Annotated in this window: 33 protein-coding genes and 1 tRNA gene; 21 read left to right on the plus strand and 13 right to left on the minus strand. The window is 57.3% G+C overall.

Annotated features, from left to right (window positions below; genetic code table 11):
- Positions 1-6 precede the first annotated feature (6 nt).
- Genes rbsK through GE543_RS14625 form a run of 3 tightly spaced genes read left to right on the plus strand, consistent with a single transcriptional unit; the run spans position 7 to position 2,377 of the window.
- Positions 7-927: a ribokinase gene (gene rbsK, locus GE543_RS14615; protein ID WP_153221743.1), complete on the plus strand. Its 921-nt coding sequence runs from the start codon at positions 7-9 to the stop codon at positions 925-927.
- Positions 924-1,328, plus strand: a complete 405-nt coding sequence (gene rbsD, locus GE543_RS14620; RefSeq protein WP_003320864.1) for a D-ribose pyranase — start codon at positions 924-926, stop codon at positions 1,326-1,328. The genes rbsK and rbsD overlap by 4 nt, the downstream gene beginning before the upstream one ends.
- 23 nt (positions 1,329-1,351) lie before the next feature.
- Entirely contained in the window at positions 1,352-2,377 is a 1,026-nt protein-coding gene (locus GE543_RS14625; RefSeq protein WP_153221745.1) for a nucleoside hydrolase, read from the plus strand.
- Positions 2,378-2,399: 22 nt separating this feature from the next.
- Here the strand turns inward: GE543_RS14625 and GE543_RS14630 are convergent, their stop codons facing one another.
- Complete coding sequence (locus GE543_RS14630) at positions 2,400-2,594, minus strand: hypothetical protein (RefSeq protein WP_011267467.1); 195 nt, start codon at positions 2,592-2,594, stop codon at positions 2,400-2,402.
- A 309-nt stretch (positions 2,595-2,903) separates the two neighbouring features.
- On the opposite strand from GE543_RS14630, the gene GE543_RS14635 reads away from it, so the two are divergent.
- The gene (locus GE543_RS14635) at positions 2,904-3,245 is read left to right on the plus strand and encodes a lipoprotein (RefSeq protein ID WP_011267468.1); all 342 of its coding nucleotides are present in this window, start codon (positions 2,904-2,906) and stop codon (positions 3,243-3,245) included.
- 63 nt (positions 3,246-3,308) lie between these two features.
- On the opposite strand, the gene GE543_RS14640 is transcribed toward GE543_RS14635, so the two are convergent.
- Together GE543_RS14640 and GE543_RS14645 are read right to left on the minus strand one after the other, a co-directional pair.
- Entirely contained in the window at positions 3,309-3,521 is a 213-nt protein-coding gene (locus GE543_RS14640) for a cold-shock protein (protein ID WP_003315566.1), read from the minus strand.
- 295 nt (positions 3,522-3,816) lie between these two features.
- Complete coding sequence (locus GE543_RS14645) at positions 3,817-4,122, minus strand: hypothetical protein (RefSeq protein WP_011267469.1); 306 nt, start codon at positions 4,120-4,122, stop codon at positions 3,817-3,819.
- A gap of 349 nt (positions 4,123-4,471) precedes the next feature.
- On the opposite strand from GE543_RS14645, the gene thrS reads away from it, so the two are divergent.
- The 9 genes from thrS (at position 4,472) to GE543_RS14690 (ending at position 11,921) form a co-directional block, all read left to right on the plus strand.
- Positions 4,472-6,394, plus strand: a complete 1,923-nt coding sequence (gene thrS / locus GE543_RS14650; RefSeq protein ID WP_004408427.1) for a threonine--tRNA ligase — start codon at positions 4,472-4,474, stop codon at positions 6,392-6,394.
- Entirely contained in the window at positions 6,394-6,945 is a 552-nt protein-coding gene (gene infC, locus GE543_RS14655; protein WP_170846037.1) for a translation initiation factor IF-3, read from the plus strand. Before thrS ends, infC begins: the two co-directional genes overlap by 1 nt.
- 60 nt (positions 6,946-7,005) lie before the next feature.
- Positions 7,006-7,200 carry a 50S ribosomal protein L35 gene (gene rpmI, locus GE543_RS14660; RefSeq protein WP_002553160.1) on the plus strand — a complete coding sequence of 65 codons (195 nt, stop codon included), beginning with the start codon at positions 7,006-7,008 and terminating at the stop codon, positions 7,198-7,200.
- Between the two features lie 29 nt (positions 7,201-7,229).
- Positions 7,230-7,586, plus strand: coding sequence for a 50S ribosomal protein L20 (rplT, locus tag GE543_RS14665; RefSeq protein ID WP_002553161.1), 357 nt, complete (start codon positions 7,230-7,232; stop codon positions 7,584-7,586).
- A gap of 104 nt (positions 7,587-7,690) precedes the next feature.
- Complete coding sequence (gene pheS, locus GE543_RS14670) at positions 7,691-8,707, plus strand: phenylalanine--tRNA ligase subunit alpha (RefSeq protein WP_003367019.1); 1,017 nt, start codon at positions 7,691-7,693, stop codon at positions 8,705-8,707.
- A gap of 27 nt (positions 8,708-8,734) precedes the next feature.
- Positions 8,735-11,113, plus strand: a complete 2,379-nt coding sequence (gene pheT, locus GE543_RS14675; RefSeq protein ID WP_060400722.1) for a phenylalanine--tRNA ligase subunit beta — start codon at positions 8,735-8,737, stop codon at positions 11,111-11,113.
- Between the two features lie 3 nt (positions 11,114-11,116).
- Positions 11,117-11,419 carry an integration host factor subunit alpha gene (gene ihfA, locus GE543_RS14680; protein WP_002553164.1) on the plus strand — a complete coding sequence of 101 codons (303 nt, stop codon included), beginning with the start codon at positions 11,117-11,119 and terminating at the stop codon, positions 11,417-11,419.
- The gene (locus GE543_RS14685) at positions 11,400-11,756 is read left to right on the plus strand and encodes a MerR family transcriptional regulator (RefSeq protein ID WP_004408375.1); all 357 of its coding nucleotides are present in this window, start codon (positions 11,400-11,402) and stop codon (positions 11,754-11,756) included. Before ihfA ends, GE543_RS14685 begins: the two co-directional genes overlap by 20 nt.
- 88 nt (positions 11,757-11,844) lie before the next feature.
- Positions 11,845-11,921 (plus strand) — tRNA-Pro (locus GE543_RS14690).
- Between the two features lie 88 nt (positions 11,922-12,009).
- Here the strand turns inward: GE543_RS14690 and GE543_RS14695 are convergent.
- From GE543_RS14695 to GE543_RS14710, 4 genes are all read right to left on the minus strand, one after another.
- Positions 12,010-13,122 (minus strand): tyrosine-type recombinase/integrase, encoded by a 1,113-nt coding sequence (locus GE543_RS14695; RefSeq protein WP_024641925.1) that lies wholly within the window; start codon positions 13,120-13,122, stop codon positions 12,010-12,012.
- The gene (locus tag GE543_RS14700; RefSeq protein ID WP_024641926.1) at positions 13,122-13,334 is read right to left on the minus strand and encodes a hypothetical protein; all 213 of its coding nucleotides are present in this window, start codon (positions 13,332-13,334) and stop codon (positions 13,122-13,124) included. Before GE543_RS14700 ends, GE543_RS14695 begins: the two co-directional genes overlap by 1 nt.
- Before the next feature lie 38 nt (positions 13,335-13,372).
- Complete coding sequence (locus tag GE543_RS14705) at positions 13,373-13,564, minus strand: hypothetical protein (protein ID WP_024641927.1); 192 nt, start codon at positions 13,562-13,564, stop codon at positions 13,373-13,375.
- 84 nt (positions 13,565-13,648) lie between these two features.
- On the minus strand, positions 13,649-14,146 hold the full coding sequence (locus GE543_RS14710; RefSeq protein ID WP_060400720.1) for a hypothetical protein: 498 nt from the start codon (positions 14,144-14,146) through the stop codon (positions 13,649-13,651).
- Positions 14,147-14,270: 124 nt separating this feature from the next.
- On the opposite strand from GE543_RS14710, the gene GE543_RS14715 reads away from it, so the two are divergent.
- Together GE543_RS14715 and GE543_RS14720 are read left to right on the plus strand one after the other, a co-directional pair.
- On the plus strand, positions 14,271-14,483 hold the full coding sequence (locus GE543_RS14715; RefSeq protein WP_058823047.1) for a hypothetical protein: 213 nt from the start codon (positions 14,271-14,273) through the stop codon (positions 14,481-14,483).
- A 384-nt stretch (positions 14,484-14,867) separates the two neighbouring features.
- A complete protein-coding gene (locus tag GE543_RS14720; protein ID WP_024641928.1) occupies positions 14,868-15,086 on the plus strand; it encodes a hypothetical protein in 219 nt (72 codons plus the stop codon).
- A gap of 39 nt (positions 15,087-15,125) precedes the next feature.
- On the opposite strand, the gene GE543_RS14725 is transcribed toward GE543_RS14720, so the two are convergent.
- On the minus strand, positions 15,126-15,770 hold the full coding sequence (locus GE543_RS14725) for a hypothetical protein (RefSeq protein WP_024641929.1): 645 nt from the start codon (positions 15,768-15,770) through the stop codon (positions 15,126-15,128).
- Positions 15,771-16,047: 277 nt separating this feature from the next.
- Between GE543_RS14725 and GE543_RS14730 the strand changes: the two genes are divergently transcribed.
- Positions 16,048-16,287 (plus strand): hypothetical protein, encoded by a 240-nt coding sequence (locus tag GE543_RS14730; RefSeq protein ID WP_080267047.1) that lies wholly within the window; start codon positions 16,048-16,050, stop codon positions 16,285-16,287.
- Between the two features lie 758 nt (positions 16,288-17,045).
- Complete coding sequence (locus GE543_RS14735) at positions 17,046-17,234, plus strand: hypothetical protein (protein ID WP_024639025.1); 189 nt, start codon at positions 17,046-17,048, stop codon at positions 17,232-17,234.
- Positions 17,235-17,302: 68 nt separating this feature from the next.
- On the opposite strand, the gene GE543_RS14740 is transcribed toward GE543_RS14735, so the two are convergent.
- Complete coding sequence (locus GE543_RS14740; protein ID WP_024641930.1) at positions 17,303-18,079, minus strand: DUF2786 domain-containing protein; 777 nt, start codon at positions 18,077-18,079, stop codon at positions 17,303-17,305.
- Between the two features lie 92 nt (positions 18,080-18,171).
- Complete coding sequence (locus GE543_RS14745; protein WP_024639027.1) at positions 18,172-18,579, minus strand: hypothetical protein; 408 nt, start codon at positions 18,577-18,579, stop codon at positions 18,172-18,174.
- A 107-nt stretch (positions 18,580-18,686) separates the two neighbouring features.
- Between GE543_RS14745 and GE543_RS14750 the strand changes: the two genes are divergently transcribed.
- Entirely contained in the window at positions 18,687-18,881 is a 195-nt protein-coding gene (locus GE543_RS14750; RefSeq protein ID WP_024639028.1) for a hypothetical protein, read from the plus strand.
- Between the two features lie 26 nt (positions 18,882-18,907).
- Here the strand turns inward: GE543_RS14750 and GE543_RS14755 are convergent, their stop codons facing one another.
- From GE543_RS14755 to GE543_RS14765, 3 genes are read right to left on the minus strand one after another with little or no spacing between them, the layout of a single operon-like run.
- Complete coding sequence (locus GE543_RS14755; protein ID WP_024639029.1) at positions 18,908-19,186, minus strand: hypothetical protein; 279 nt, start codon at positions 19,184-19,186, stop codon at positions 18,908-18,910.
- Complete coding sequence (locus GE543_RS14760; RefSeq protein WP_058822657.1) at positions 19,183-19,770, minus strand: hypothetical protein; 588 nt, start codon at positions 19,768-19,770, stop codon at positions 19,183-19,185. Before GE543_RS14760 ends, GE543_RS14755 begins: the two co-directional genes overlap by 4 nt.
- Entirely contained in the window at positions 19,770-20,108 is a 339-nt protein-coding gene (locus tag GE543_RS14765; RefSeq protein WP_024639031.1) for a hypothetical protein, read from the minus strand. The genes GE543_RS14760 and GE543_RS14765 overlap by 1 nt, the downstream gene beginning before the upstream one ends.
- A 734-nt stretch (positions 20,109-20,842) precedes the next feature.
- Here GE543_RS14765 and GE543_RS14770 point away from each other — a divergent pair.
- From GE543_RS14770 to GE543_RS14780, 3 genes are read left to right on the plus strand one after another with little or no spacing between them, the layout of a single operon-like run.
- Positions 20,843-22,123 (plus strand): site-specific integrase, encoded by a 1,281-nt coding sequence (locus tag GE543_RS14770; protein WP_058822656.1) that lies wholly within the window; start codon positions 20,843-20,845, stop codon positions 22,121-22,123.
- A gap of 16 nt (positions 22,124-22,139) precedes the next feature.
- Positions 22,140-22,355 (plus strand): hypothetical protein, encoded by a 216-nt coding sequence (locus GE543_RS14775; protein ID WP_024639047.1) that lies wholly within the window; start codon positions 22,140-22,142, stop codon positions 22,353-22,355.
- A complete protein-coding gene (locus GE543_RS14780) occupies positions 22,352-22,672 on the plus strand; it encodes a hypothetical protein (RefSeq protein WP_024639048.1) in 321 nt (106 codons plus the stop codon). Before GE543_RS14775 ends, GE543_RS14780 begins: the two co-directional genes overlap by 4 nt.
- Position 22,673: the final 1 nt, after the last annotated feature.

Genomic DNA, 22,673 nt, shown 5'->3' on the forward strand with positions numbered 1-22,673 from the left:
TGAGCCATGCAAGCAAAAATAGTGATAGTGGGCAGTCTGAACATGGATCTGGTCATCCGCGCCCAGCGTCTGCCGCGTCCCGGCGAGACCTTGAGCGGGGAAACATTCGACACCGTGCCGGGCGGCAAGGGTGCGAATCAGGCGGTCGCTGCGGCGCGTCTGGGCGCCAGCGTGGCGATGATCGGTTGTGTCGGGGCCGATGCCTACGGCGAGCAACTGCGTGCAGCGCTGCTGGCCGAGCAGATCGATTGCCAGGCGGTGACCGTCGTTGAGGGCGTGCCCACCGGAATCGCTTCGATCGTGGTCGACGCCAACAGCCAGAACGCCATTGTCATCGTGGCCGGTGGCAATGGTCGGCTCAGTCCGGCATTGATCGAGCGCTTCGACACGCTGCTGGCGGGTTCACAAATCGTCATCTGCCAGCTCGAAGTGCCGACCGAGACCGTTTTCCATACCCTGGCCCGCGCCCGTGCGCTGGGCAAGACCGTCATTCTCAATCCTGCGCCGGCCAGCGAGCCCCTGCCGGCAAACTGGTATGCCCTGATCGACTACCTGATACCCAACGAAAGCGAAGCGCAGACCCTGACCGGTGTGAACGTTGACTCACCGGCGGCCGCTGAAAACGCGGCTTCGGCGATGCTGACGGCCGGCGCGCGCAACGTGATCATTACCCTCGGCGAGCGCGGAACCCTGCTCGCCAATGCGTCTGGCATGGAGCATATTCCAGCGCGTCGTGTGCAGGCCGTGGACACCACCGCTGCAGGTGATACCTTTGTCGGCGGTTTTGCGGCGGCGCTGTCCGCAGGCCATGACGAATTGCAGGCAATTCGTTTCGGTCAGGCTGCGGCGGCCATCTCCGTCACCCGAGCGGGTGCCCAGCCGTCCATCCCGACGTTTGAGGAAGTACAGGAATTCAATTCGCTATGAAAAAGACCCCGCTACTCAATATTGCCCTGTCCCGCGTGATTGCATCGCTGGGCCACGGCGACATCCTGATGATCGTCGACGCCGGCATGCCAGTACCGGCAGGCGTCGAACTGATCGACCTCGCGCTGACCCGCGGTGTGCCGGATTTCATCAGTGTGCTGGATGTCGTGCTGAGTGAAATGCAGGTTGAAAGCCATGTGCTGGCCAGCGAAATGGCCGAGGTCAAGCCACCTGCGCTGCAGGTGATCGAAAGCCTGAATCTCGACGACCAATTGGGGCAACAACGCTGGATAAGCCATGAAGACCTCAAGGTCTTGAGTCGCAAGGCCAAGGCAATCATCCGTACCGGAGAATGTCAGCCGTACAGTAATGTGGCGCTGGTGTCCGGAGTCGTCTTCTAGTTATTCAAGAAAGGGAGTTTCATATGACATTGATACAGTTTTCCAGACAGTTCATTCGTGGAGCGTTGCTCTTGTCCATTCTCGGTACTGCTGCTGCACAAGCGGCTGAAAAGCGCGATCTGATCATCGATACCGATCCAGGTGCGGACGACGTCGTTGCGTTGTTGCTGGCGCTGGCGTCACCTGAAGAGCTGAACGTGATGGCTATCACCACGGTGGCCGGCAATGTGCGGCTCGACAAGACCTCGCGCAACGCCAGGCTGGCGCGGGAGTGGGCCGGGCGCGAAGAGGTGCCTGTGTATGCCGGTGCGCCCAAGCCGCTGGTGCGTACACCGATCTATGCCGAGAACGTTCACGGTCAGGAAGGTTTGCCGGGTGTGCCCGTGCATGAACCCGCCAAGGGGCTGGCCGAAGGCAATGCCGTCGATTACCTGATTCGCACCCTGAGCAAGGCCAAGCCGCACAGCATCACCATCGCCATGCTCGGCCCGCAGACCAACCTGGCACTGGCGCTGGTGCAGGCTCCGGAAATCACCCAGGGCATCAAGGAAGTGGTGGTCATGGGCGGCGCGCATTTCAACGGCGGTAATATCACCCCGGCTGCCGAATTCAATCTGTTCGCCGACCCGCACGCCGCGCAGATCGTTCTGGCCAGTGGTGTGAAGCTGACGTACGTGCCGCTGGATGTGACCCACAAGATTCTCACCAGCGAACAGCGCCTCAAGCAGATCGCCGCATTGGGCAACAATGCTGGCAAGCTGGTGGACGGCATTCTCAATGAGTACGTCAAGCTGGACATGGAGCATTACGGTTTGCCCGGCGGACCGGTACACGATGCCAGCGTGATTGCCTGGCTGCTCAAGCCCGAGTTGTTTTCCGGAAGGCAGATCAACGTGGCGGTGGACACGCGTGAAGGGATCGGTTTCGGTCAGACAGTGGCCGACTGGTACGGCACACTCAAGCAGCCGCAGAACGTATTCTGGGTCGAGAACGGCGACGCTCAGGGGTTCTTCGATCTGCTGACCGAGCGTCTGGCGCGTCTCAAGTAATCCCGCATCCTGAGGCCGTGTGTCAGGCGGGCAGTCCCGCCGCGGCATAGCGGCTCAGCACCTGGCTGATGAAGGCACGGGCACCCTCGGTGCCCAGTTCCTTGATCAGCAGGTCGACTGCGATGATCATCAGTTCTTCCGGGTTCCCCGGGCTGTGCGAGCAGTGACCCTGAGGCCATCTGGCCTTGATGTCCGCGTCTAGGGTTATGGCTGTCATGTCTGTCTGATCTCCAGTGAAGGGTCACGCACACGTTGCTCGCTTCCCGGCGCTTGTGTCTCTGGCAGTAAACCATCCCGCGCGCATTTTGACACTTCTACTTACATATGATCCTGATAGCCCGGTTCAATGAACTCCGGCGATAAACGTTTTGTGACGATTTCCTCGCGCGTCCTGTTTCATGCCAAGGCAGACTCCCGTTCCAGACAGATCAACAGGTTACGCAAGGCATCTCGGTCTGATCGTGCAACCAACGCGCCCAGGCGCGGTCGGACAGGTCTGGAAACGTTCATTGGCAGAGGAGGGTGTATGCCCCGGAAATTCGCAACATTGGGTTTTATGGTCGTGGCTTCATTGATGGCAGGCTGCAGCAGTACGGCTTCTGATAGCAGTGCCAGTGCTGAAGCGCCCGTCAAGGCCGACGCGCCAGCCAGCAACGCGATACCTGGCCGCTGTGATGCAGGGCTTGCCCAGTTCGCCATTGGCAAGCAGGCGTCCATAGACCTCCTTTCTCAAGTCCGCGCCCGTTCCGGTTCGCAGGATGCGCGCATTCTCGGTCCTGACGACATGGTCACGCTGGAATACCGATCCGAGCGGGTAAACGTCAATACCGATGCTTCGGGTAAGGTCACCCGGATCAATTGCGGCTGAGCCGGTACTTTCTTTTACTCATAAAAAAACCCCGTCAGTGACGGGGTTTTTTTGTCAGGTGAATCAGGCCACCTGAACTTCTTCTGCCTGCATGCCTTTCTGGCCTTTAGCAGCAACAAAAGTAACGGTCTGGCCTTCTTTCAGGCTTTTGAAACCGTCGCTCTGGATTGCTTTGAAGTGTACGAACAGGTCGTCACCGCCACCTTGTGGAGTGATAAAGCCGAAGCCTTTTTCATCGTTGAACCATTTTACGGTGCCGGTTTGGCGATTAGACATGGTGTATCTCCAGAAACATAATTTTCAGTAACGTGCTGCTCAGGCCAACTGGGCACACCGGGCTATCATAGTCGAAATGAGCAAAAAAACAGCTATTAAGGTGGGCCCTTTGCGTAAAGGTCCCGTATATGCGGTTCACCATACTCTGCAAACCGCCCTCAGAGGTGCCAGGCTCAGCACAGAAAGGGCCGTATCAATAGCGCTTAAAGCCATGATTTTCATGGCTTTCAGAAGTGCCGGGGCCAACTGCTATCAGTGCTCGGCACGTGCGTCTTACCCCGGCTGAAAAAAATGATTATTTTGTCGCTGTGCAGTTCTCTGCGACCAGTTTTTGCAGTTTTGCCGTCAATGCAGCGGGTGGCGCTGCCTTGGTGTCCTTGAGCGAGGCTATTTCCTTGTCGGTGAAGTGACTGTCTACCTGTTGCGCTCCGCATTCGCAGTGAGTCGTTGCGGTCTTGTCATTCAGCCCCTGTTTCTTGGCCGCAGCCACGCATTCCTGACTGAAAGTGGTGCGTGTCGCTCCATCCATCGCAGCGTGAGCACCCAGCGGGATGAGGGCGGCGCTGCAGACGAGGAGGCTGGTCAGGCGTGAAAACTTCATGGTGTTCTCCTTATTGCTGGAAAAAACGTACGGGGTCTTGCTGGTTTCTGACGCCCATAAAGCCAGCCAGTTCAGGCGGCGTGCCAATTCCATTTCATTTGCGTGGATGTGCATCCCGGCCGGCCTGGCTGTGTTAGGATGCGCGTCCTGTTATTTTCCAGCGCCCCATGGCCAATGGCTTTCGGTGCCGCGCAGGCAGGTTTTTTCGTACATTCCAGTCATCTGGTCCGGTTCAAGGTTGGCCCCAAGGCTCCTGCCACTGTGAGGCAGGCATACCACCGGATCACGTACTGGCTCATCCCAACCCACGTGACCTTTGGTAGGGGTCACCACTAGGAGAGGAGGCGCCATGCCAACTATTACTCTTCCCGACGGCAGTCAACGTTCATTCGATCAGGCGGTTTCCGTAGCCGATGTCGCGCTTTCAATCGGTGCCGGTCTGGCCAAGGCCACCGTCGCCGGCAAGGTCGACGGCAAGCTCGTCGACGCCTGCGACCTGATCGAAAACGATGCCAGCCTGCAGATCATCACCCCCAAGGATCAGGAAGGACTGGAAATCATCCGTCACTCCTGCGCGCACCTGGTAGGGCACGCGGTCAAGCAGTTGTATCCGACTGCAAAAATGGTCATCGGCCCGGTGATCGACGACGGCTTCTATTACGATATCGCCTACGAGCGCCCGTTCACGCCTGACGATATGGCGGCGATCGAACAGCGCATGCAGCAGTTGATCGAAAAAGATTACGACGTCATCAAGAAAGTCACGCCGCGCGCTGAAGTGATCGAGGTGTTCACCGCCCGTCACGAAGATTACAAGCTGCGTCTGGTCGAAGACATGCCGAACGAGCAGGCCATGGGCCTGTATTACCACGAAGAATACGTCGACATGTGCCGCGGTCCGCACGTGCCGAACACACGCTTCCTGAAGTCATTCAAGCTGACCAAGCTGTCCGGTGCCTACTGGCGCGGCGACGCCAAGAACGAGCAATTGCAGCGCGTCTACGGCACTGCCTGGGCCGACAAGAAACAACTGGCAGCCTACATCCAGCGCATCGAAGAAGCCGAAAAACGCGACCATCGCAAGATCGGCAAGCGTCTCGGCCTGTTCCATACCCAGGAAGAAGCGCCGGGCATGGTTTTCTGGCACCCGCAGGGCTGGACCCTGTATCAGGTGCTTGAGCAGTACATGCGTAAAGTGCAGCGTGAGAATGGCTACCTCGAGATCAAGACCCCGCAAGTGGTCGATCGCTCGCTCTGGGAAAAATCCGGGCACTGGGCCAACTACGCCGACAACATGTTCACCACCGAGTCCGAAAGCCGCGACTACGCGATCAAGCCGATGAACTGCCCTTGCCACGTGCAAGTGTTCAATCAGGGCCTGAAGAGCTACCGCGAGCTGCCGATGCGTCTGGCCGAGTTCGGTGCCTGTCATCGTAACGAGCCGTCGGGTGCCTTGCACGGCATCATGCGTGTACGTGGCTTCACCCAGGACGATGCGCACATCTTCTGTACCGAAGACCAGATGCAGGCCGAGTCTGCCGCGTTCATCAAGCTCACGCTGGACGTCTACGCCGATTTCGGTTTCAAGGATATCGAACTCAAATTGTCCACTCGCCCTGAAAAGCGTGTAGGCTCCGACGAGCTTTGGGATCGCGCCGAATCGGCGCTGGCTTCCGCACTCGACAGCGCAGGTCTGCCTTACGACCTGCAGCCGGGCGAGGGCGCGTTCTACGGTCCGAAAATCGAGTTCTCCCTCAAGGATTGTCTCGGTCGGGTATGGCAGTGCGGCACCTTGCAGCTGGACTTCAATCTGCCGATCCGTTTGAGTGCCGAGTACGTGTCGGAAGACAACAGTCGCAAGAATCCGGTCATGTTGCACCGCGCAATTCTTGGGTCCTTCGAGCGGTTCATCGGAATTCTGATCGAGCATTACGAAGGGGCGTTTCCGGCCTGGCTGGCGCCTACCCAGGCAGTGATCATGAATATCACTGACAAACAGGCCGATTTTGCCCTCGAAGTGGAAAAAACTCTGGCCGAAAGCGGGTTTCGTGCCAAGTCCGACTTGAGAAATGAAAAGATCGGCTTTAAAATCCGTGAGCATACTTTGCTCAAGGTTCCTTATCTCCTCGTGATTGGAGATCGGGAGGTTGAAATGCAAACTGTCGCTGTGCGTACACGTGAAGGCGCTGACCTTGGTTCGATGCCGGTCGCCCAATTCGCTGAATTCCTCGCACAAGCGGTTTCCCGGCGTGGTCGCCAAGATACGGAGTAATTATTATTAAGCGTGAAATGAGACAAGATAAACGAGCTGCACCCAAGGCCCCGATCAATGAAAATATCTCGGCCCGCGAGGTTCGTTTAATTGGCGCTGACGGCGAGCAGATTGGCATCGTCTCGATTGATGAAGCGCTTCGTATTGCCGAAGAGGCGAAGCTGGATCTGGTAGAGATTTCTGCCGACGCAGTCCCTCCGGTCTGCCGTGTGATGGATTACGGCAAATCGATCTTCGAGAAGAAGAAGCAGGTTGCTGCAGCGAAGAAGAACCAGAAGCAGATCCAGGTTAAAGAAATCAAGTTTCGTCCAGGGACGGAGGAAGGGGATTACCAGGTAAAACTACGCAACCTGGTACGTTTCCTGAGTGACGGGGACAGGGCCAAGGTATCGTTGAGATTCCGCGGTCGTGAGATGGCCCACCAGGAGCTGGGTATGGAGCTGTTGAAGCGGGTTGAAGGTGACCTGCTCGAATACGGTTCCGTCGAACAGCATCCTAAGATGGAAGGACGCCAGCTGATCATGGTCATCGCCCCGAAAAAGAAGAAATAACCACCAGGGCACGGCAGGCCTTGCGGTTATATTTATCAACTGAATGCGGAGTATCCGAACATGCCAAAGATGAAGACTAAAAGTGGTGCAGCTAAGCGGTTTTTGAAAACCGCCAACGGCATCAAGCACAAGCACGCTTTCAAGAGCCACATCCTGACCAAAATGTCGACAAAGCGTAAGCGTCAATTGCGCGGTAGCAGCTTGCTGCATCCGTCTGACGTGGCAAAAGTCGAGCGCATGCTGCGCCTTCGTTAATTTTGATCAAGATATAGAGGAAGTAACTCATGGCTCGTGTAAAGCGTGGCGTCATTGCCCGTAAGCGTCACAAAAAAATTCTGAAACTTGCAAAAGGCTACTACGGCGCGCGTTCACGCGTATTCCGTGTTGCCAAGCAAGCGGTAATCAAGGCAGGCCAATACGCCTACCGTGACCGTCGTCAGAAAAAACGTCAGTTCCGCGCTCTGTGGATCGCTCGTATCAACGCTGGTGCTCGTGTTAACGGTCTGTCCTACAGCCGTTTCATTGCTGGCCTGAAAAAAGCGTCCATCGAGATCGACCGTAAGGTTCTGGCTGATCTGGCAGTGAACGAAAAAGCGGCGTTTGCTGCGATTGTCGAGAAAGCTAAAGCCACCTTGGCCTAAGTCCCCGACAATCACTTGCCCCGGTTCTCCGGGGTCGGTGTTAAACGTCATAAATAGGGGAAGAGCCTTCAGCTCTTCCCCTATTTTGTATCTGGAGTCTGTACATGGAAAACCTGGACGCGCTGGTCTCTCAAGCTCTTGAGGCTGTGCAAAGCGCCGAAGATATCAATGCCCTGGAGCAAATCCGGGTTCACTACCTCGGCAAGAAAGGCGAGTTGACTCAGGTGATGAAGACCCTGGGGAACCTGCCAGCTGAAGAGCGTCCGCAAGTCGGAGCGCTGATCAACGTTGCCAAGGAACGTGTCACAGAGGTTCTCAATGCACGCAAGGCATCGTTTGAGCAGGCAGAACTGACTGCCAGGCTCGCGGCCGAATGCATTGATGTGACCCTGCCGGGCCGCGGTCAGACCTCAGGTGGTCTGCACCCGATTACCCGTACTCTGGAACGTATCGAACAATTCTTCACGCACATCGGCTACGGCATCGCCGAAGGCCCTGAAGTGGAAGACGATTACCACAACTTCGAGGCGCTCAACATCCCAGGCCACCACCCGGCCCGGTCGATGCACGACACCTTCTATTTCAACGCGAACATGCTGCTGCGCACCCACACCTCGCCGGTACAGGTACGCACCATGGAATCGCAGCAGCCGCCGATCCGCATCGTCTGCCCAGGCCGTGTGTACCGTAGCGACTCGGATATCACCCACTCGCCGATGTTCCACCAGATCGAAGGCCTGCTGGTCGATCGCGACATCAATTTTGCCGATCTGAAAGGCACCATCGAAGAATTCCTGCGTGTGTTCTTCGAGAAAGAGCTGGCCGTGCGCTTCCGTCCTTCGTATTTCCCGTTCACCGAGCCCTCGGCGGAAGTGGATATGGAATGCGTGATGTGCAGTGGCAAGGGCTGCCGCGTCTGCAAACAGACCGGCTGGCTTGAAGTCATGGGGTGCGGCATGGTCCACCCGAACGTGCTGCGCATGTCCGGCATCGATCCTGAAGAGTTTCAGGGCTTTGCGTTCGGCATGGGCGTAGAGCGTCTGGCCATGCTGCGTTACGGCGTCAATGATTTGCGCCTGTTCTTCGACAACGATTTGCGGTTCCTCGCGCAATTTCGCTAAGTCGTACGAACCCATCAGGAGAGCAGGATGAAATTCAGTGAACAATGGCTGCGCGGCTGGGTAAGCCCGCAGGTTTCCCGCGACGAGCTGGTTGCTCGTCTGTCGATGGCCGGTCTTGAGGTTGACAGCGTGACGCTGGCCGCCGGCGTTTTCAGCGGCGTGGTAGTGGGGGAGGTGCTGAGCACCGAGCAACACCCCGATGCCGACAAGTTGCGTGTGTGTCAGGTCAGCAATGGCAGCGAAACCTTTCAGGTCGTCTGTGGCGCGCCAAACGTGCGTCCGGGCCTGAAAATTCCATTCGCCATGATCGGCGCCGAGCTTCCGGGCGACTTCAAGATCAAGAAAGCCAAGCTGCGCGGCGTCGAGTCCAACGGCATGTTGTGTTCGGCTGCCGAGTTGCAGGCCGGCGAGGGCAATGATGGCTTGATGGAGCTGGCAGCCGATGCGCCAGTCGGTCAGGACATTCGTGTCTATCTGAGCCTGGACGATGCCAGCATCGAGGTCGACCTGACCCCGAACCGTGGCGACTGCCTGTCGGTGGCCGGTCTGGCGCGTGAAGTCGGTGCGCTTTACGCCGCTGAGGTCACCCGTCCGCAGGTCGCTGCTGTCAGCGCTGTACACGATGAAGTGCGCCCGGTCGAAGTGCTGGCGCCGGCTGCATGCCCGCGCTACCTGGGCCGTGTGATCCGCAACGTCGACCTGTCGCGTCCGACCCCGCTGTGGATGGTCGAGCGTCTGCGTCGTTCCGACGTGCGCAGCATCGATGCCGCTGTCGACATCACCAACTACGTGATGCTGGAACTGGGTCAGCCTCTGCATGCGTTCGATCTGGCCGAAATCAACGGCGGGATTCGTGTGCGTATGGCCGAGGAGGGCGAGAAGCTCGTTCTGCTCGACGGCCAGGAAGTCAGCCTGCGTGCCGACACGCTGGTCATTGCCGATCACCAGCGCGCGCTGGCAATCGCCGGTGTCATGGGTGGCGAGCACAGCGGTGTGACTGCCGGTACTCGCGATATTTTCCTGGAAAGCGCGTTCTTCGACACCATTTCGGTGGCCGGCAAGGCGCGTTCCTATGGCTTGCATACCGACGCTTCGCACCGCTACGAGCGTGGTGTGGACTGGCAACTGGCCCGTGAAGCCATGGAGCGGGCCACTGGCCTGCTGCTGGAAATCACCGGTGGCGAAGCCGGCCCCGTGATCGAAGTGGTCAGCGAGCAGCATTTGCCGTCGATCGCCCCGGTTACGCTGCGCGCCAGCCGCGTCGAGCAGATGCTCGGTCTGGTGATCGAAAACGCTGAAATCGAACGCCTGCTGAAAGGTCTCGGTCTGGCTGTGACTGCCGAAGCCGATGGGCAATGGCGTGTCGAAGTGCCAAGTCATCGTTTCGACATCAGCCTTGAAGTCGACCTGATCGAAGAGCTGGCACGTCTTTACGGCTACAACCGTCTGCCGGTCCGCTATCCACAGGCCCGTCTGGCTCCTCAGGCCAAGGCCGAAGCCAGGGGCGATCTGCCTGAGCTGCGCCGCCTGCTGGTTGCCCGCGGTTATCAGGAAGCGATCACCTACAGCTTCATCGACCCGAAATGGTTCGAGCTGTTCTCGCCGGGCGCCAAGCCCTTGCTGCTGGCCAACCCGATCTCCAATGACATGGCGGCCATGCGTGCCTCGTTGTGGCCGGGTCTGGTCAAGGCGCTGCAGCACAACCTCAACCGCCAGCAGGACCGCGTGCGGATGTTCGAAAGCGGCCTGCGCTTCGTCGGTCAGCTCGATGGCTTGAAGCAAGAGCCCATGCTGGCGGGCGTTGTCTGCGGCAGCCGCCTGCCGGAAGGCTGGGCGCAAGGTCGTGATGCAGTCGATTTCTTCGACGTCAAGGCTGACGTTGAAGCGGTTCTGGGCTTTGCCGGTGCACTGGGCGAGTTCACCTTCACGCCGGGTCAGCATCCTGCCTTGCACCCAGGCCAGACGGCGCGCATCGAGCGTGATGGCCGTGAGGTCGGTTTCCTGGGCGCCATTCACCCGGAACTGTCGAAAACCCTGGGTCTGGATCGTCCGGTGTTTGTTTTCGAGCTGGTTCTGGCGGAAGTGTCGACCGGCCGTCTGCCGAAATTCCACGAGCTGTCGCGCTTCCCCGAAGTGCGCCGCGACCTGGCGCTGCTGGCCGATCGAGATGTTTCGGCCAGTGCGGTTCTGGACGTTATTCGTGAAAATGCAGGCGAGTGGCTCACAGACCTCAGGTTATTTGATGTTTACCAGGGTAAAGGCATTGATCCGCATAGAAAAAGCCTTGCAGTCGGCTTGACCTGGCAGCATCCATCACGCACTCTTAATGACGATGAGGTAAACGCAACGACACTTGCTATCCTCACCTCGCTTGAGGAGAGGTTAAACGCCACGTTAAGGAAGTAGCGTATGGGGGCTCTGACGAAAGCTGAGATGGCCGAACGTCTGTACGAAGAGCTGGGCCTGAATAAACGGGAAGCCAAGGAACTGGTCGAACTGTTTTTTGAAGAAATCAGGCACGCTCTGGAAGATAACGAGCAGGTGAAGTTGTCAGGTTTCGGCAACTTCGACCTTCGAGACAAGCGCCAGCGGCCTGGGAGAAATCCCAAGACCGGTGAAGAGATTCCGATTACGGCGCGCCGTGTGGTCACCTTTCGTCCAGGGCAGAAGCTGAAGGCCCGAGTTGAGGCATATGCTGGAACCAAGTCATAACGACGAGCTGCCGCCGATCCCCGGCAAACGCTACTTCACCATCGGTGAGGTCAGCGAGCTCTGCGCGGTAAAACCGCACGTTCTGCGTTATTGGGAGCAGGAGTTTCCTCAACTCAACCCCGTCAAGCGACGCGGAAACCGTCGGTATTATCAGCGCCAGGACGTGCTGATGATCCGCCAGATCCGCGGCCTGCTATACGATCAGGGCTTCACCATCGGTGGCGCCCGACTTCGTCTTACCGCCGGTGAACCAAAGGATGACACCCAGCAGTACAAGCAGATGATTCGCGAGATGATTGCGGAGCTGGAAGACGTACTCGTCATGCTCAAGGCGTAATTGAGCAGTCAGGATACTTCCAAAATTCAAATGCTTAGGGTATATTCCTCAACGTTTTCGCACGTTGCAAAACAGATACACGCCTAGTCGGGGCGTAGCGCAGTCCGGTAGCGCACTAGCATGGGGTGCTAGGGGTCGAGTGTTCGAATCACTCCGTCCCGACCATATTTTGTTAAGGGGATCAGTCACTTACGGTGCTGGTCCCCTTTTTAATTTCCGGCATGCGCAAAACCCGCGCAAAACTTGCGCAAAACTAATTCGAAAACTGGCTGATATCGAGGTCGGGAACTGCCTCTGACCAGACGATTTCGGCGTGGTCTTTCTGGTAGTTTTTCGTCATATCCTCGCTCGCATGCCCTGCGATCTTTTGCCCGTCCTTTCCGGCTTTCTTGTATAGGTGCAGTGATAGCGCCCGCACTTCATGAAAGCCCGGCATTTCGTCGTCACTCCAATCCGCGTAGCACCCAGCATCCTCTCGCGCTGCCTTGAACGCGCGTGTCAAATATCGCTCTTCGATCTTCGTCCAGTGGTCCTTGGTCTGGGCCTGCTTTTGCTTCAGGCGCTCCGGGCGCCGGTGAACGAGATAGGGCGAAGCCACGTTGTCCCGGCACCGACTGATGACCGCCTGCAACTCTGGCGTCACTCGGAATCGAATCCAGGCTGCGTCACTGGCCTTGGCCGTCTTCTGCTGGATGACATACAGAAAGCCTTCCCGCACGTCCTCAAACTTCATGTCCAAAATGTCGGTTCGGCGCTGCGCTGTGATCAGTGCCAGATCGATCGCGTTCCGTAGCCAGGCCGGCGACTTTTCGCGAATCAGTTTCAGGCCCTCGACGGTATGGCGCTTGCGCTGTTTCTTTTCGATTCGGTTGATGGTGCTGGCCGCAGGATTATCCGGGCACAAGCCTTTAGCTGCAGCGTGGTTGAATATGTCGATGAGCAGGGCTCGGCACTGATTCGCTGTACGCGGCGTCAAGTCGTCGAGCATCACGGCAACCATGCGGATGCTGATCTGATCCACGGCCTTGCCTTCGAACGCTTTCCGGAATCTCCGAAAGTGAACCGCGTACAGCTGAAGCGTTCCTTTCGCCAGCTCCCTCGGCGGCAGTACGGTTGCTTCATAGTGATCAAGGAAGCCTGTAAACGATTCAGAGGTCACGCCCAGTACCGTTTCCACCAGATCGGCCCCCTGCATGAATGCCAGATTCAGTTGCTTGGCCGCGTCGACCGCTTTGATTCGGTCGGTCCCAAACTGAAACCACTTGCCGTCAGTCGGCCTGCGATACCGATAGGTTCCGCGCCGGTCGTCCATGTACAGATTCTGGGGCAGGCCCTTGTTTGATTTGTTGCGCGGCCGGGGGACCATCATGCAGCTCCTTTCAATACCATCGCGATCAGGTCATTACCTGCTGCTTTGTTGTAGGCGGTCCAGTCGATATACCAGAGCTTGCCGATTTGCTCACCTGGCAGTTGGCCGTTACGGATGTGATTTCGTATCGCTTGGGGGCATGGCGGCGTACCGTTCTCGCCCCAGCGCCGACGCTGAAACTCACTGATCTTGATCAGTTCTTTTCTCATTTTCTAGGCTCCGGGCCGCGCTGGGCGGCGGAAGGGGGTTATAGATAGGCGATCTGGCTGTTTGGGTCGAATGGCTTGCCTTCGGGGTCGGGGACCACCTCAGGTACGTTCTGGCGAATGAACTCGTCGAAACAAACCGGGCAGTAAGTTCGATATCGAGGTGTCAGCTGGCCATGCCCTTTGTAATCGCACTTGGGACACTTGATCGCGCTGGGGTGGGCGAAAGCCATCGTGATTCCGGCGCCGCTCATTTCTACTTTCATGGGCACGTCTCCGCCCGCCGATCACCGGCAGGCTCTGGGTAGAGGAAGGTGTTATTGAGGGGTCTTGCTCAGCACTGCGTCAGCCACTTTGATGGCTGCCTGCGCATCGTTGATGTAGCCGGGATCGAAGCCGCCTCGAAGGTGAATGGTCGCCTGGCATGTCCGGAGATTTTCGCGGGTGAGCTTGAGTGCAGCGACCAGCTCTTCACGCAGCTCAACCTCTGCGCGGCCAATGTCATAGAAGCGCTGGCCCCAGTGACCGGAAGGCGGTGGATTCGTGCCTTGAAAGCCAAACCCCATCGCGCCCACTGCCGCATCCAGAAGATCGCGTTTGTACGCGTTGTCTCCGTCAATGCTCAGGCCGTTTCGCCGGAGAGCATCAAGAGCGTTGTTCAGGTTCGCTTCCGGAGAAGGCAGGACCAGGTCGAAGTCGTGGCTGCCTGGACGGACAGCTACCACAACCAGCTCGCAGTCGAGTGGGAGCTGCACAGCAATGTCAGGCAGGGCGTTGATGATTGCTTCACGCGTGTGATGCTTTGGACTAGCCATAGAAATACCTCGCCCGCCGATCACCGGCAGGCTGACAATTGAAAGGGAATATCCGGCAGGCGCTATCGATCACTGCTATGGTCCATGCAGCCAGCAGGAGCTGGGACGGCACCAAGGAGAGGTCATGGAATGCATCACAGCCACGAACGAGGTTTACGGGCCGTATAACGCCAAGCTGGGTCAGCGCGGCGCTGACGGCAACATATGGTCGAGCAGGACCCTCATTTTCAGAATCATCAATGACCAGGTCTACTCAATGCACGAGCAGTACCTGGGCAGGCTCAAGTACGGCATGGCGATGACTGACAGGGGAGAGCTGATCTTTACGATTATGTAGGGCGGTTTGATTTGTCAGGCCAGCCGAGCGGCGTACCGTCGTCCCGCATCAGGTGAGGCGGAAGGTCTTCACGCAGACACATGGGCATGCTTCCTGGCGCGCCGCAGAAATGGCAGCCGTCAGGACCGCCATGGCAGATAGAGTGCAGAACCAGGAAACCGCTATTGCAACTAATGGCTGCGGCGTCGTACTCGACGCAGGGGATTCTTTCGGACATGACAGGTCTCCGCCCGCCGATTACCGGCAGGCTGTAAATGTTTTGGTGGGAGAGTGGACGTGCTTAACGTTTCGAGCTGGGTTTTGTATTTCTACCGCTCGTCAGGGCCCGAGCACGATCAAGGAGACGGCTAGTCGATTGATAGCCAATAATTAAAATGGATCTTTATGAACACCAATTATTTCGATACAACCAACGCACATGATTTAGTGGGCGAGCTAGACAAGGCCACTGAAATAATGATGGCCCTGCATGTGGGGCAGGTCGGTGGTGAGCAGTGGAGGGATGCATGCTCGCGTCAGCAGAGCGCCTTTATGGAATGGCGTCAATATCTCTACCGGAAAGCTGATGAGAAACCGCCAGCGCGGTTGCTTAGCATAGGCTGACGTCGTTGACGCCGGCTTGTTCTAGTGCTTGGCAGCCTGTCATGGTGTCACCGGCTTGAATTCGACAACCCAGACCCATGGGTTGCTATGCCACGAGTCGGCACCGTTGATTGATTCCCACAGCTCCTGCCATGCAGCGGGATACCAGTCGCGATAATTGGGCGATACGTCGTCACTCGCCAGTTCTGGAGGGCATTCCAATCCTTCCGCCCGGATGTCGCTGCGGGAAATGGCTTGCAGGCGCTCAACGCGTACGTCAGTTATCTCCAGCAGGATGCGGCTTGCCCAGCGCGGCATGTGGATGGATGGCCGAGTTTTCCCCGGCGTGATCATCGAGCATCCGGTTTGCCTTGAGGAACCATCTGCCGGGTACTGGATCGGCTCGCCGTGGCTCAGCTCTCGCGGCGCGATCGCATCCACCTGCGCGTCAGCCTGCCAAGCCTCTCGCACCCATAGTCGGTCACCGGTTTTTCCGTGCGGGCAGTTACTACTGACAAAGTCTTTTGTCACCGGTTTGCCGTAAATGTCTTGCCCATAGTTGGCCCCACCTACGCAGAAATTACCGCTCGCATCAATGTGCGGTTGCACCTTGAGCGCCCGCCGCGTGACTGTCTTCTGGCCTGACATGATGGCGCGCACCATCGGCGCACTGAACAGGATCGGCCGTTCCTTTATTTCAGACATGACTTCGTCCTTGCCGCACACGCGGCTGACATTGAGTTAATTGATATGGTTTGATTTGGGCGATTCGGGGGTGAGAGCGTAGAGGGGCGGGCTAATTCAATAGCATCCTTACAAATGAAACTTTATTCACCTCTGGTGTGATACATCTATTGTCACAAAGTCTGTACATTGTATCCATAGCAGCTGGTCTGTTATGCCACATATAAGTCGTTGCACAAATACTGTCGAACCATTGGTTATTAGAGGAAATATCATGAGTATTACAAAGAAAGCTGTTCTGAAAGGGCTTGTACTGACTACTTTCACGGTGCTGGGCTCGCAAGGCATGGCCTTTGCACACGCCCGCACACAAACCGCTCCTGCTGCGACTGAAAAATATGCTCCAGTACAGGCTTCGGATAATAGCAATATCGGCGACTCCAAAGCTGTGCCTGTGCAAGTAGCTTTACGTTTAAAATCAGGTTTGAAAATCAATACTGCGTGTGATGACACTGGCCTTCCTTGCCCACGCGGCTAAAGCATCCGACTGATACAGTAACCGCAAACTAATACTTTGCGGTTTTATAGTGAAAGCGTCCAAACATCACGAATGACTTTGACGGAGTCTATTAACCTTTTCTCGGGCATGACTTCGGCCTTGCTGCACACGCGGCTAACATTGAATTGATGGGGATGAGTGTTAGCAGTGGGTTGTCCAGACTGCCTGGCACATTACATATGCTGTAACGCTTGAGCGGATTTTTTGAGTTATGACGGCCGTTCCTTTTGAATTTTGTGAATGGGGTATGTATTAGTTCCCAAAGGATGCATAATCGCCCGCTTGAATGCTTGGGGGGGCGCTATGAGAGTAAGAGGCCAAGTGTTCTGGGAATGGGCAGACCCGCTCCTTCATTCCCGATCCAGCGAGCTGTGCTTGCAGGATCGAGGCACGGCAAACGTCCAAGTTAGGATGTCGAGCGCGGGTTCAATACAGCTCTTTATCGGGATTTACAGCCCAAATGGAGCAATGTTGTTCGAGGAGTCCTTTGACACTTGCTTGGGCCAGACGATGACTCAGGCCTCTGCTTGGGGGATGGAAAAGGCTAAGGTCTGGCTCGAGTCACGCCCCGCTGAGCCTTTGTCTGTCGGAAAAATCAATTTGTCACTCAAAAAATAGCGTCTTCCTAGACTGAAATCGGATCGTTGGCGGAATTATTCAGCATAAGAGCAGTCTGTTAGCCAGACGCGAACGAGAAGTCCGGAGCTCCTGGTCACGCGCGTCGCTGGGTAGATTTCATGCGCGATTCTGATGAGTACCGATTTAGGTGTCACGAACTTCTCCTCCAAGTTGACGCAACTACCGCCAAAATGATGATGCTGGTTGTTGCTAAAGAGGTTTGCGGAGCGCAATGGGATGATGCCGCAAAACTCCAGATTAGCGCCTTTGAGGCGTGGAGCAGCCATATTCACGCTCCACAGGGCTGATGCCTAGACCTATGAAGAAATGTCGCAACTCACTGTATGCTGATCAAAGCGACCTCCAATCACTTCTGCTATGAGCATATGGCTTGTGCATGCTCGGCACCATTGGCTAGTCTTGCATGCAGGTCGATCTTTGCGCCGGCCAGCATTCCGGCGATCTGGGCGTTGAGGTCGAGCTCTGCCTCTCTGACCTTCCTGGCCTTGCCGATCTGCTTATCTGCGAGGTAGCTATCGATCAGCGCTTGGTGCTGGGCTTCTACTGCTACCAGCCCCTGTCCTGCGCTTTGGTGTCCTGGCATTGTCGGGTCTTCACCACGCGGCACAAGCTCTTGCAACTTGCTCTCAACCGCGAACACCCAGGCTATGGCGAAGTGATCACCGGCAGTGGGGGCGGAATAGTTGCTCCGGAGCTTGCCGGCACGTACCCCGGAAACGTACGCGTTCCGAGCCTGCGTCAGCTTCGCAAGAAGAGTTTCGTACGCATACAGGGCGATGTGCTGGGCAGGGCTCACCCCCACAAACTTCGCACGCTCGACGCGGTTCTTTTTGGTCTCGCACCAGTGGGTATAACGCAGGGTCTTGACGTTGAAAACCTTGGCCACCACGGAACTCAGTTGTTGATCCCATAACGGGCGGCGCGTGGCTCGCGACATCGAGGATTCAGCCTCACCAACGTCGCTGACCTTTACGTCCGTTTCGCTGAGGTGGTATTTACGCATCAACGCCTGCGCCTGGCGCATCGCCGTCGCTGCTTCGTTCTCGTTCGAGCTTTGCGAAAGCGCTAGGCAATGCTTGATCTTGCGGATAGCCCGCTCGAGCTTTTTAGGGTCAATGGTATTTTCGGACATAGTTCATCCTCGCCGGGGTGGCGTGAGTCGTTTAATTGGTTAAGGACAGCCGCCCGCCTGCCGAGGCGTTCAGCCCAATAGGTGAGGGTGGGTTAGGCGAGTCGGACCTTGAAAAAGCACATTGCTTTGCCGCTGTCGAAGCAGTCTTCCAAGCGCTTGAAGGCTTGGTACTTGGCCTGACTAGGCGTTGCTGCCCAGACACGCTCAACGTAGTGCCGAGCGTCTCCGATATCGTGCACAACATCGAACCAGTCGAAGTTTTTGGCCGTGATGACCTGGTATTCCTTGAGAGGCAGCTTCTCTGCCATTTCGCCGTACTGAACCTCGTGCGTAGGGTGGTAGTTTCTGATCCGCTTCTTCGGATCTTCATCCAGCACCACGCCGATGTAGTGGCCGCGATCAGCCAGGATGATGCCGGGCTTGCCGTAGGCGATGACACGACGACCTACCTCGGCGGGCACCTGATAGTGCTGCCGGACGTATGCGCAGTTGTGGACCATGGATTATCTCCAGTCAGGAGCCGCCCTCCGTGTCCGGTGGTGGCAAATAGGTTGGGGGTGAGCTATAGATGATGACCGGCATAGGGCCGGGTCGTGGAGCTTTAGAAATGAGCAATCAGGCGCAAACGGATGCACTGGAACACTTATTGATCGCTGTTTTGAACAGCACTTCAGGGGCGCCAAAAGATTATCTGATAAAAAAGGCCCAAAGTACGCTGTTAGGACGTGACGGTCCTCTCGGGCCAGACCAGAAGTCTGAGGCGGTGAAGTACCTTGAATACATTGCCTCACGCTTACGCTGATTGATGACCTCCGTGTCCGGCGATGGCTATGACGATTTCGTTGATTTCTGTTTATCTGACGCGTCAGTTCCAAGCATTCGGTCCTGCTCGGCAGCGCTGGCGTGCATGAAGTACAGCCCCAGGTTCTGCCAAGCTTCCTGCGGGCTGTTGATTCCGTTGCGCTTCATCGCCGCTGACATGCCGGCCTTCACGCCGGACGCCAAGCTGATGGTTACCTTCTCAATCCCGAGCCTTTCCGCCTCAGCCTTCTTTCGATCCCGGTAGTCTTTGGAGTGCTGCGCCTGGGTCTTCGGCGGACGCTTCATTGCGCGCTTGGCCCTTGCAGCGGGTAGTCGATGTCGAATTCACGAATCAGCCGATTGATCATCGTGTTGCTCATTCCGAGTTCAGCGACGGCGGCCTTCTGCGATATGCCGCGATCGCGTGCGGCTTTGATCCGGACCACGTTCAATGCGTCAGCCACCGGATCGTGTTGATAAGGAATGAGGTTCGAAGCCGGGCTGAACGCCTTGAATTCGAAGCCATGCACGCGAGCCATCTTCCGAAGCCTGTAGATGCTCAGGCTGGTTTCGCGCATGACATCGGTGATCGTCATCGTCTCGGCAAGCTTGCGGACGACTTCGACCTGCTCGGCGCGGGCGTTGCAGCGGTCTTGAATTACGTCTTGGGGCGCTGCGGCCTGCATTGCTTCTTTAGTCCGCCGACGAGGTGCTGGCGGTCGTGCGACCGGCGGGCTCATCCGGCCGTATTTTTTTGCCGCGGGCTTCAGCGGAAAGCCCTTTTTGGTTTCGATCACGCCGCCGTTCGCCAGAAACTCCGCGACTTGCGCTGCCAGCTCTTCGGCTTCCGGCGCTTTTTGCTGAATCGTGCTCAGCTCTGGACTGATCATTAGCTGGCACCGTACAGGGCGAACAACGCGATGCCGGTGGCGATGGCAGCAGTCCAGCGCAGCATGTGAGTGGCGAACGACCGCTGACGTACAGGCTGGGCTTCCAGTTGATCAGCGGCCTTGCAAGCGACGCTGTGGCCGCGATGCACGCCGCATACATTACCTGTCGAGCGCTCGACGATGCCGAACTCGTTATTGCCGTTCGGCACGACCGTGAAGCGCGGTAGAGCTGCCGGGTTCTTGCGGCCGACCTTGTCGTAAAACTCGGCAGTGGAAAGGGTACAGCGTTGGCGCAGGCCTTCGAGGATTGCACGACGCTGGCTGATTGTCTGATGCATATGAGGCTCCTTGACCGCATTGGTCAGATGACAGGCGCGGGTGATCGAACCCAGCCGTGAGACTGGCCTGGCACCTGCCGATGCGGTCGTTGTGGTTTTGAAGGTAGAGGCGAAGTCAAATGCCCGGGCTCGGCTGTAGATTCCAGGTATGGGCTCAAGCTTTCGGTGGATGTATCCTTGGTTCATCACTTCATATCTGTACTGGACAAGAACGTATGCTCTGCGAACCGTGTAAGCTGCTTTTGGCTGCAAACTCTTCAGAGGTGCACACATCTGATATGGACCGCATGGAGCGGTCTGGCATGACATTGCGACATGAGGGGCGTAACGGCCTTCCGCAGACATGCAGGTGTTGCGGTGCAAATTGGATCAGATGGTCGTTCCATTCAAACGCGCATTACGTTGCTTGGGAGTTGGTGGGCGAGTAGTCAGTTAGTGCTTAAACCTAGATGTACTTTTTTCTGCGGCAGTGATTAGCAGATAGCTGCTACCGGCCGGATTTTCTCGGAACCCTTGCGGGTGATCTTCGTTTCGTAAGCACCTCTACGGGGCGCGTCCGGGGCGCGCCGGTCTCGCCTCATTGCCTCGTTGTCGAATACTGCGTGCAGAACGATCACCGACATGAACAACAGGCAAAGCGGGGAAATGATCTGACGGCGCATGGCCTCGGCGATCATCGCTGTCTGGCGATTCACTCCGAGCTTGAACATAGCGACCGACAGCCGCTTGGCCGCATGAGCCAGACCCTGCTTACTTCGTTCTCGGATGCGGAAATCCGCCGGCAGGCAGCGAATTCAGATGTGCGCGACCTGCGCGATGCTCGTTATCCGGGCGTCTACTTCCGGTTTCATCAGAATCGTGAGCGTGGCACCTGGCACTTGGTGGTGGGCAAGAAGTGGGAGAAGATCGCCGGTTTCCCAGAGCTACCTGTGAAAGGTCTGATCAACGCACTGCCGAAGATTCGGGAACGCCTCGCGACTGACCCCAAGGCTTCTGCCGCAGCCGGCACACTGCAGACCGTTGGCCAGTTGCTGGAATGGTTCATGGTTCGCCAGTCCACCGAACGCAGCCTTTCGGCAAAGCGCCGTGCCACGAACACTTCGATTATCACCTGCCACCTCCAGCCGCGCCTGTCCGACCTGCTCATTGCCGATGTGGACCGTTCCACCTTGGACAAGCTGGTCATGTGGCCCATGCAGGCCGAAATGTCGCTCTCCTACGTCCGGTTGATGTGGGGCGTGCTGGTGGTCGCGTTCCGACAGGCCGAAAAGCTGCGCCTGATCGCCCAGAACCCAGTCGCCGGTTTCAAATTCACCGACTTCACCAAGGCCCGCATCCTGCCGAAACCATCGCGGCTGCGGGCCGTTCAGCTGGAGGAGGTGCTTGGTGACCTTGCTGCTGGATTCGACCAGCACCCGCAGGACTGCATGCTGGCCTTGATGATGCTGTGTCACGGCACGCGTGCTGGCGAGACAAGGCAGGCCCGATGGTCGCACCTGACGGTGGGTGAGCAGGGCGAATGGTTCATTCCTGCCGAGAACACCAAGACCCGCTGTGAGCACCGGCTACCGCTGACCCATCAAGCCTGCGCGCTGCTGGAGCGGTATCGGGGCTGGCAGTCGTCGAAGGGCTACAAGGGTGCCTACATGTTCCCGGCTCGCAACCGTGGGCCGATTAGCGACAGCCAGGCATGTGCCGTGTTCGCTCGCCTGGGCAAGGGTGAGTGGACGAGCCACGACCTTCGCAAAGTGGCCCGGACCGGCTGGACTGATCTGGGCGTCGACTTCCTGATCGGCGAGATGTTGGTGAACCACACGCTGACCCGCAACGTGCAGACCTATATCCACACCTCAGCCGAACTGCTCAAGCGTGACGCGCTGAACAAGTGGCACGAATGGTTAGACGGGAAAGGCTTTAACCGCATTCACCGCTCGACCCTGACTAGAAACGAAAATTCGCAGAATGCCGCCGAGGCCAATACCGGCGCGGCTTCCAGCGCGATCACGAATCCATAAAAGGCGAGGTTTAAAAATGGCCGAATTAATCGCAAACGTGTTGTTTACAGGCCAGGTCGCCACGCTGGTTGAGGGTGAGAGCGCCGCCGACAGTAGCCCGATTTATGAATGCAGCGGCCGCCGTTATTCGGCCCCCTTGCGGATTGGCGTTATGGACAAGCACGGCAATCCAGTCCACGGCGAAAACCTTTGGGTGGCATTGAGGGCTATAGCGCCGGAGGCTGATCAGTGAAGATGAGTCACGGGCCATCTTTCCGCGCAGCCCAACTTGACTTGGCTCAGTGCCCGGCCTGCCGAGGCCGTGCTGTGATCAAGGGCGTTTTCCACGAAATGGCATGCGTGCACTGCAACGCTTCGGGTTGGGTCGCCGCCGAGACAGGCGATGCGCTGCCCTTGGAAGAGCTGGTGACGCAGTTGAGCATGCGCCTGCAGGCCGCTGACCGACAGATCGAACAGTTGAAGCGCCAGGATCAGATGACTGGACCTGCCGCCATTTATAACCAGAACAACCGCCGCGGTGCCGGTGGATCGAATTACACAGGGGATTGAC

It is taken from the genome of Pseudomonas sp. SZ57 (assembly GCF_009495975.1).
GTDB lineage: Bacteria > Pseudomonadota > Gammaproteobacteria > Pseudomonadales > Pseudomonadaceae > Aquipseudomonas > Aquipseudomonas syringae.

What these genes read in the sequence shown, in the direction of transcription:
- GE543_RS14775 (WP_024639047.1), top strand. Translation starts at nt 22,140, where the DNA reads ATGGCCGAATTAATCGCAAACGTGTTGTTTACAGGCCAGGTCGCCACG.
- GE543_RS14735 (WP_024639025.1), top strand. Translation starts at nt 17,046, where the DNA reads ATGCGCGATTCTGATGAGTACCGATTTAGGTGTCACGAACTTCTCCTC.
- GE543_RS14695 (WP_024641925.1), bottom strand. Translation starts at nt 13,122, where the DNA reads ATGGTCCCCCGGCCGCGCAACAAATCAAACAAGGGCCTGCCCCAGAAT.
- rplT (WP_002553161.1), top strand. Translation starts at nt 7,230, where the DNA reads ATGGCTCGTGTAAAGCGTGGCGTCATTGCCCGTAAGCGTCACAAAAAA.
- GE543_RS14720 (WP_024641928.1), top strand. Translation starts at nt 14,868, where the DNA reads ATGAACACCAATTATTTCGATACAACCAACGCACATGATTTAGTGGGC.
- GE543_RS14750 (WP_024639028.1), top strand. Translation starts at nt 18,687, where the DNA reads ATGAGCAATCAGGCGCAAACGGATGCACTGGAACACTTATTGATCGCT.
- GE543_RS14710 (WP_060400720.1), bottom strand. Translation starts at nt 14,146, where the DNA reads ATGGCTAGTCCAAAGCATCACACGCGTGAAGCAATCATCAACGCCCTG.
- pheT (WP_060400722.1), top strand. Translation starts at nt 8,735, where the DNA reads ATGAAATTCAGTGAACAATGGCTGCGCGGCTGGGTAAGCCCGCAGGTT.
- GE543_RS14645 (WP_011267469.1), bottom strand. Translation starts at nt 4,122, where the DNA reads ATGAAGTTTTCACGCCTGACCAGCCTCCTCGTCTGCAGCGCCGCCCTC.
- GE543_RS14705 (WP_024641927.1), bottom strand. Translation starts at nt 13,564, where the DNA reads ATGGCTTTCGCCCACCCCAGCGCGATCAAGTGTCCCAAGTGCGATTAC.
- GE543_RS14760 (WP_058822657.1), bottom strand. Translation starts at nt 19,770, where the DNA reads ATGATCAGTCCAGAGCTGAGCACGATTCAGCAAAAAGCGCCGGAAGCC.
- GE543_RS14625 (WP_153221745.1), top strand. Translation starts at nt 1,352, where the DNA reads ATGACATTGATACAGTTTTCCAGACAGTTCATTCGTGGAGCGTTGCTC.
- rbsD (WP_003320864.1), top strand. Translation starts at nt 924, where the DNA reads ATGAAAAAGACCCCGCTACTCAATATTGCCCTGTCCCGCGTGATTGCA.
- GE543_RS14715 (WP_058823047.1), top strand. Translation starts at nt 14,271, where the DNA reads ATGGAATGCATCACAGCCACGAACGAGGTTTACGGGCCGTATAACGCC.
- GE543_RS14630 (WP_011267467.1), bottom strand. Translation starts at nt 2,594, where the DNA reads ATGACAGCCATAACCCTAGACGCGGACATCAAGGCCAGATGGCCTCAG.
- GE543_RS14755 (WP_024639029.1), bottom strand. Translation starts at nt 19,186, where the DNA reads ATGAAGCGTCCGCCGAAGACCCAGGCGCAGCACTCCAAAGACTACCGG.
- GE543_RS14740 (WP_024641930.1), bottom strand. Translation starts at nt 18,079, where the DNA reads ATGTCCGAAAATACCATTGACCCTAAAAAGCTCGAGCGGGCTATCCGC.
- GE543_RS14765 (WP_024639031.1), bottom strand. Translation starts at nt 20,108, where the DNA reads ATGCATCAGACAATCAGCCAGCGTCGTGCAATCCTCGAAGGCCTGCGC.
- GE543_RS14745 (WP_024639027.1), bottom strand. Translation starts at nt 18,579, where the DNA reads ATGGTCCACAACTGCGCATACGTCCGGCAGCACTATCAGGTGCCCGCC.
- GE543_RS14770 (WP_058822656.1), top strand. Translation starts at nt 20,843, where the DNA reads ATGAGCCAGACCCTGCTTACTTCGTTCTCGGATGCGGAAATCCGCCGG.
- GE543_RS14700 (WP_024641926.1), bottom strand. Translation starts at nt 13,334, where the DNA reads ATGAGAAAAGAACTGATCAAGATCAGTGAGTTTCAGCGTCGGCGCTGG.
- rpmI (WP_002553160.1), top strand. Translation starts at nt 7,006, where the DNA reads ATGCCAAAGATGAAGACTAAAAGTGGTGCAGCTAAGCGGTTTTTGAAA.
- rbsK (WP_153221743.1), top strand. Translation starts at nt 7, where the DNA reads ATGCAAGCAAAAATAGTGATAGTGGGCAGTCTGAACATGGATCTGGTC.
- GE543_RS14640 (WP_003315566.1), bottom strand. Translation starts at nt 3,521, where the DNA reads ATGTCTAATCGCCAAACCGGCACCGTAAAATGGTTCAACGATGAAAAA.
- GE543_RS14685 (WP_004408375.1), top strand. Translation starts at nt 11,400, where the DNA reads ATGCTGGAACCAAGTCATAACGACGAGCTGCCGCCGATCCCCGGCAAA.
- GE543_RS14635 (WP_011267468.1), top strand. Translation starts at nt 2,904, where the DNA reads ATGCCCCGGAAATTCGCAACATTGGGTTTTATGGTCGTGGCTTCATTG.
- ihfA (WP_002553164.1), top strand. Translation starts at nt 11,117, where the DNA reads ATGGGGGCTCTGACGAAAGCTGAGATGGCCGAACGTCTGTACGAAGAG.
- pheS (WP_003367019.1), top strand. Translation starts at nt 7,691, where the DNA reads ATGGAAAACCTGGACGCGCTGGTCTCTCAAGCTCTTGAGGCTGTGCAA.
- thrS (WP_004408427.1), top strand. Translation starts at nt 4,472, where the DNA reads ATGCCAACTATTACTCTTCCCGACGGCAGTCAACGTTCATTCGATCAG.
- GE543_RS14725 (WP_024641929.1), bottom strand. Translation starts at nt 15,770, where the DNA reads ATGTCTGAAATAAAGGAACGGCCGATCCTGTTCAGTGCGCCGATGGTG.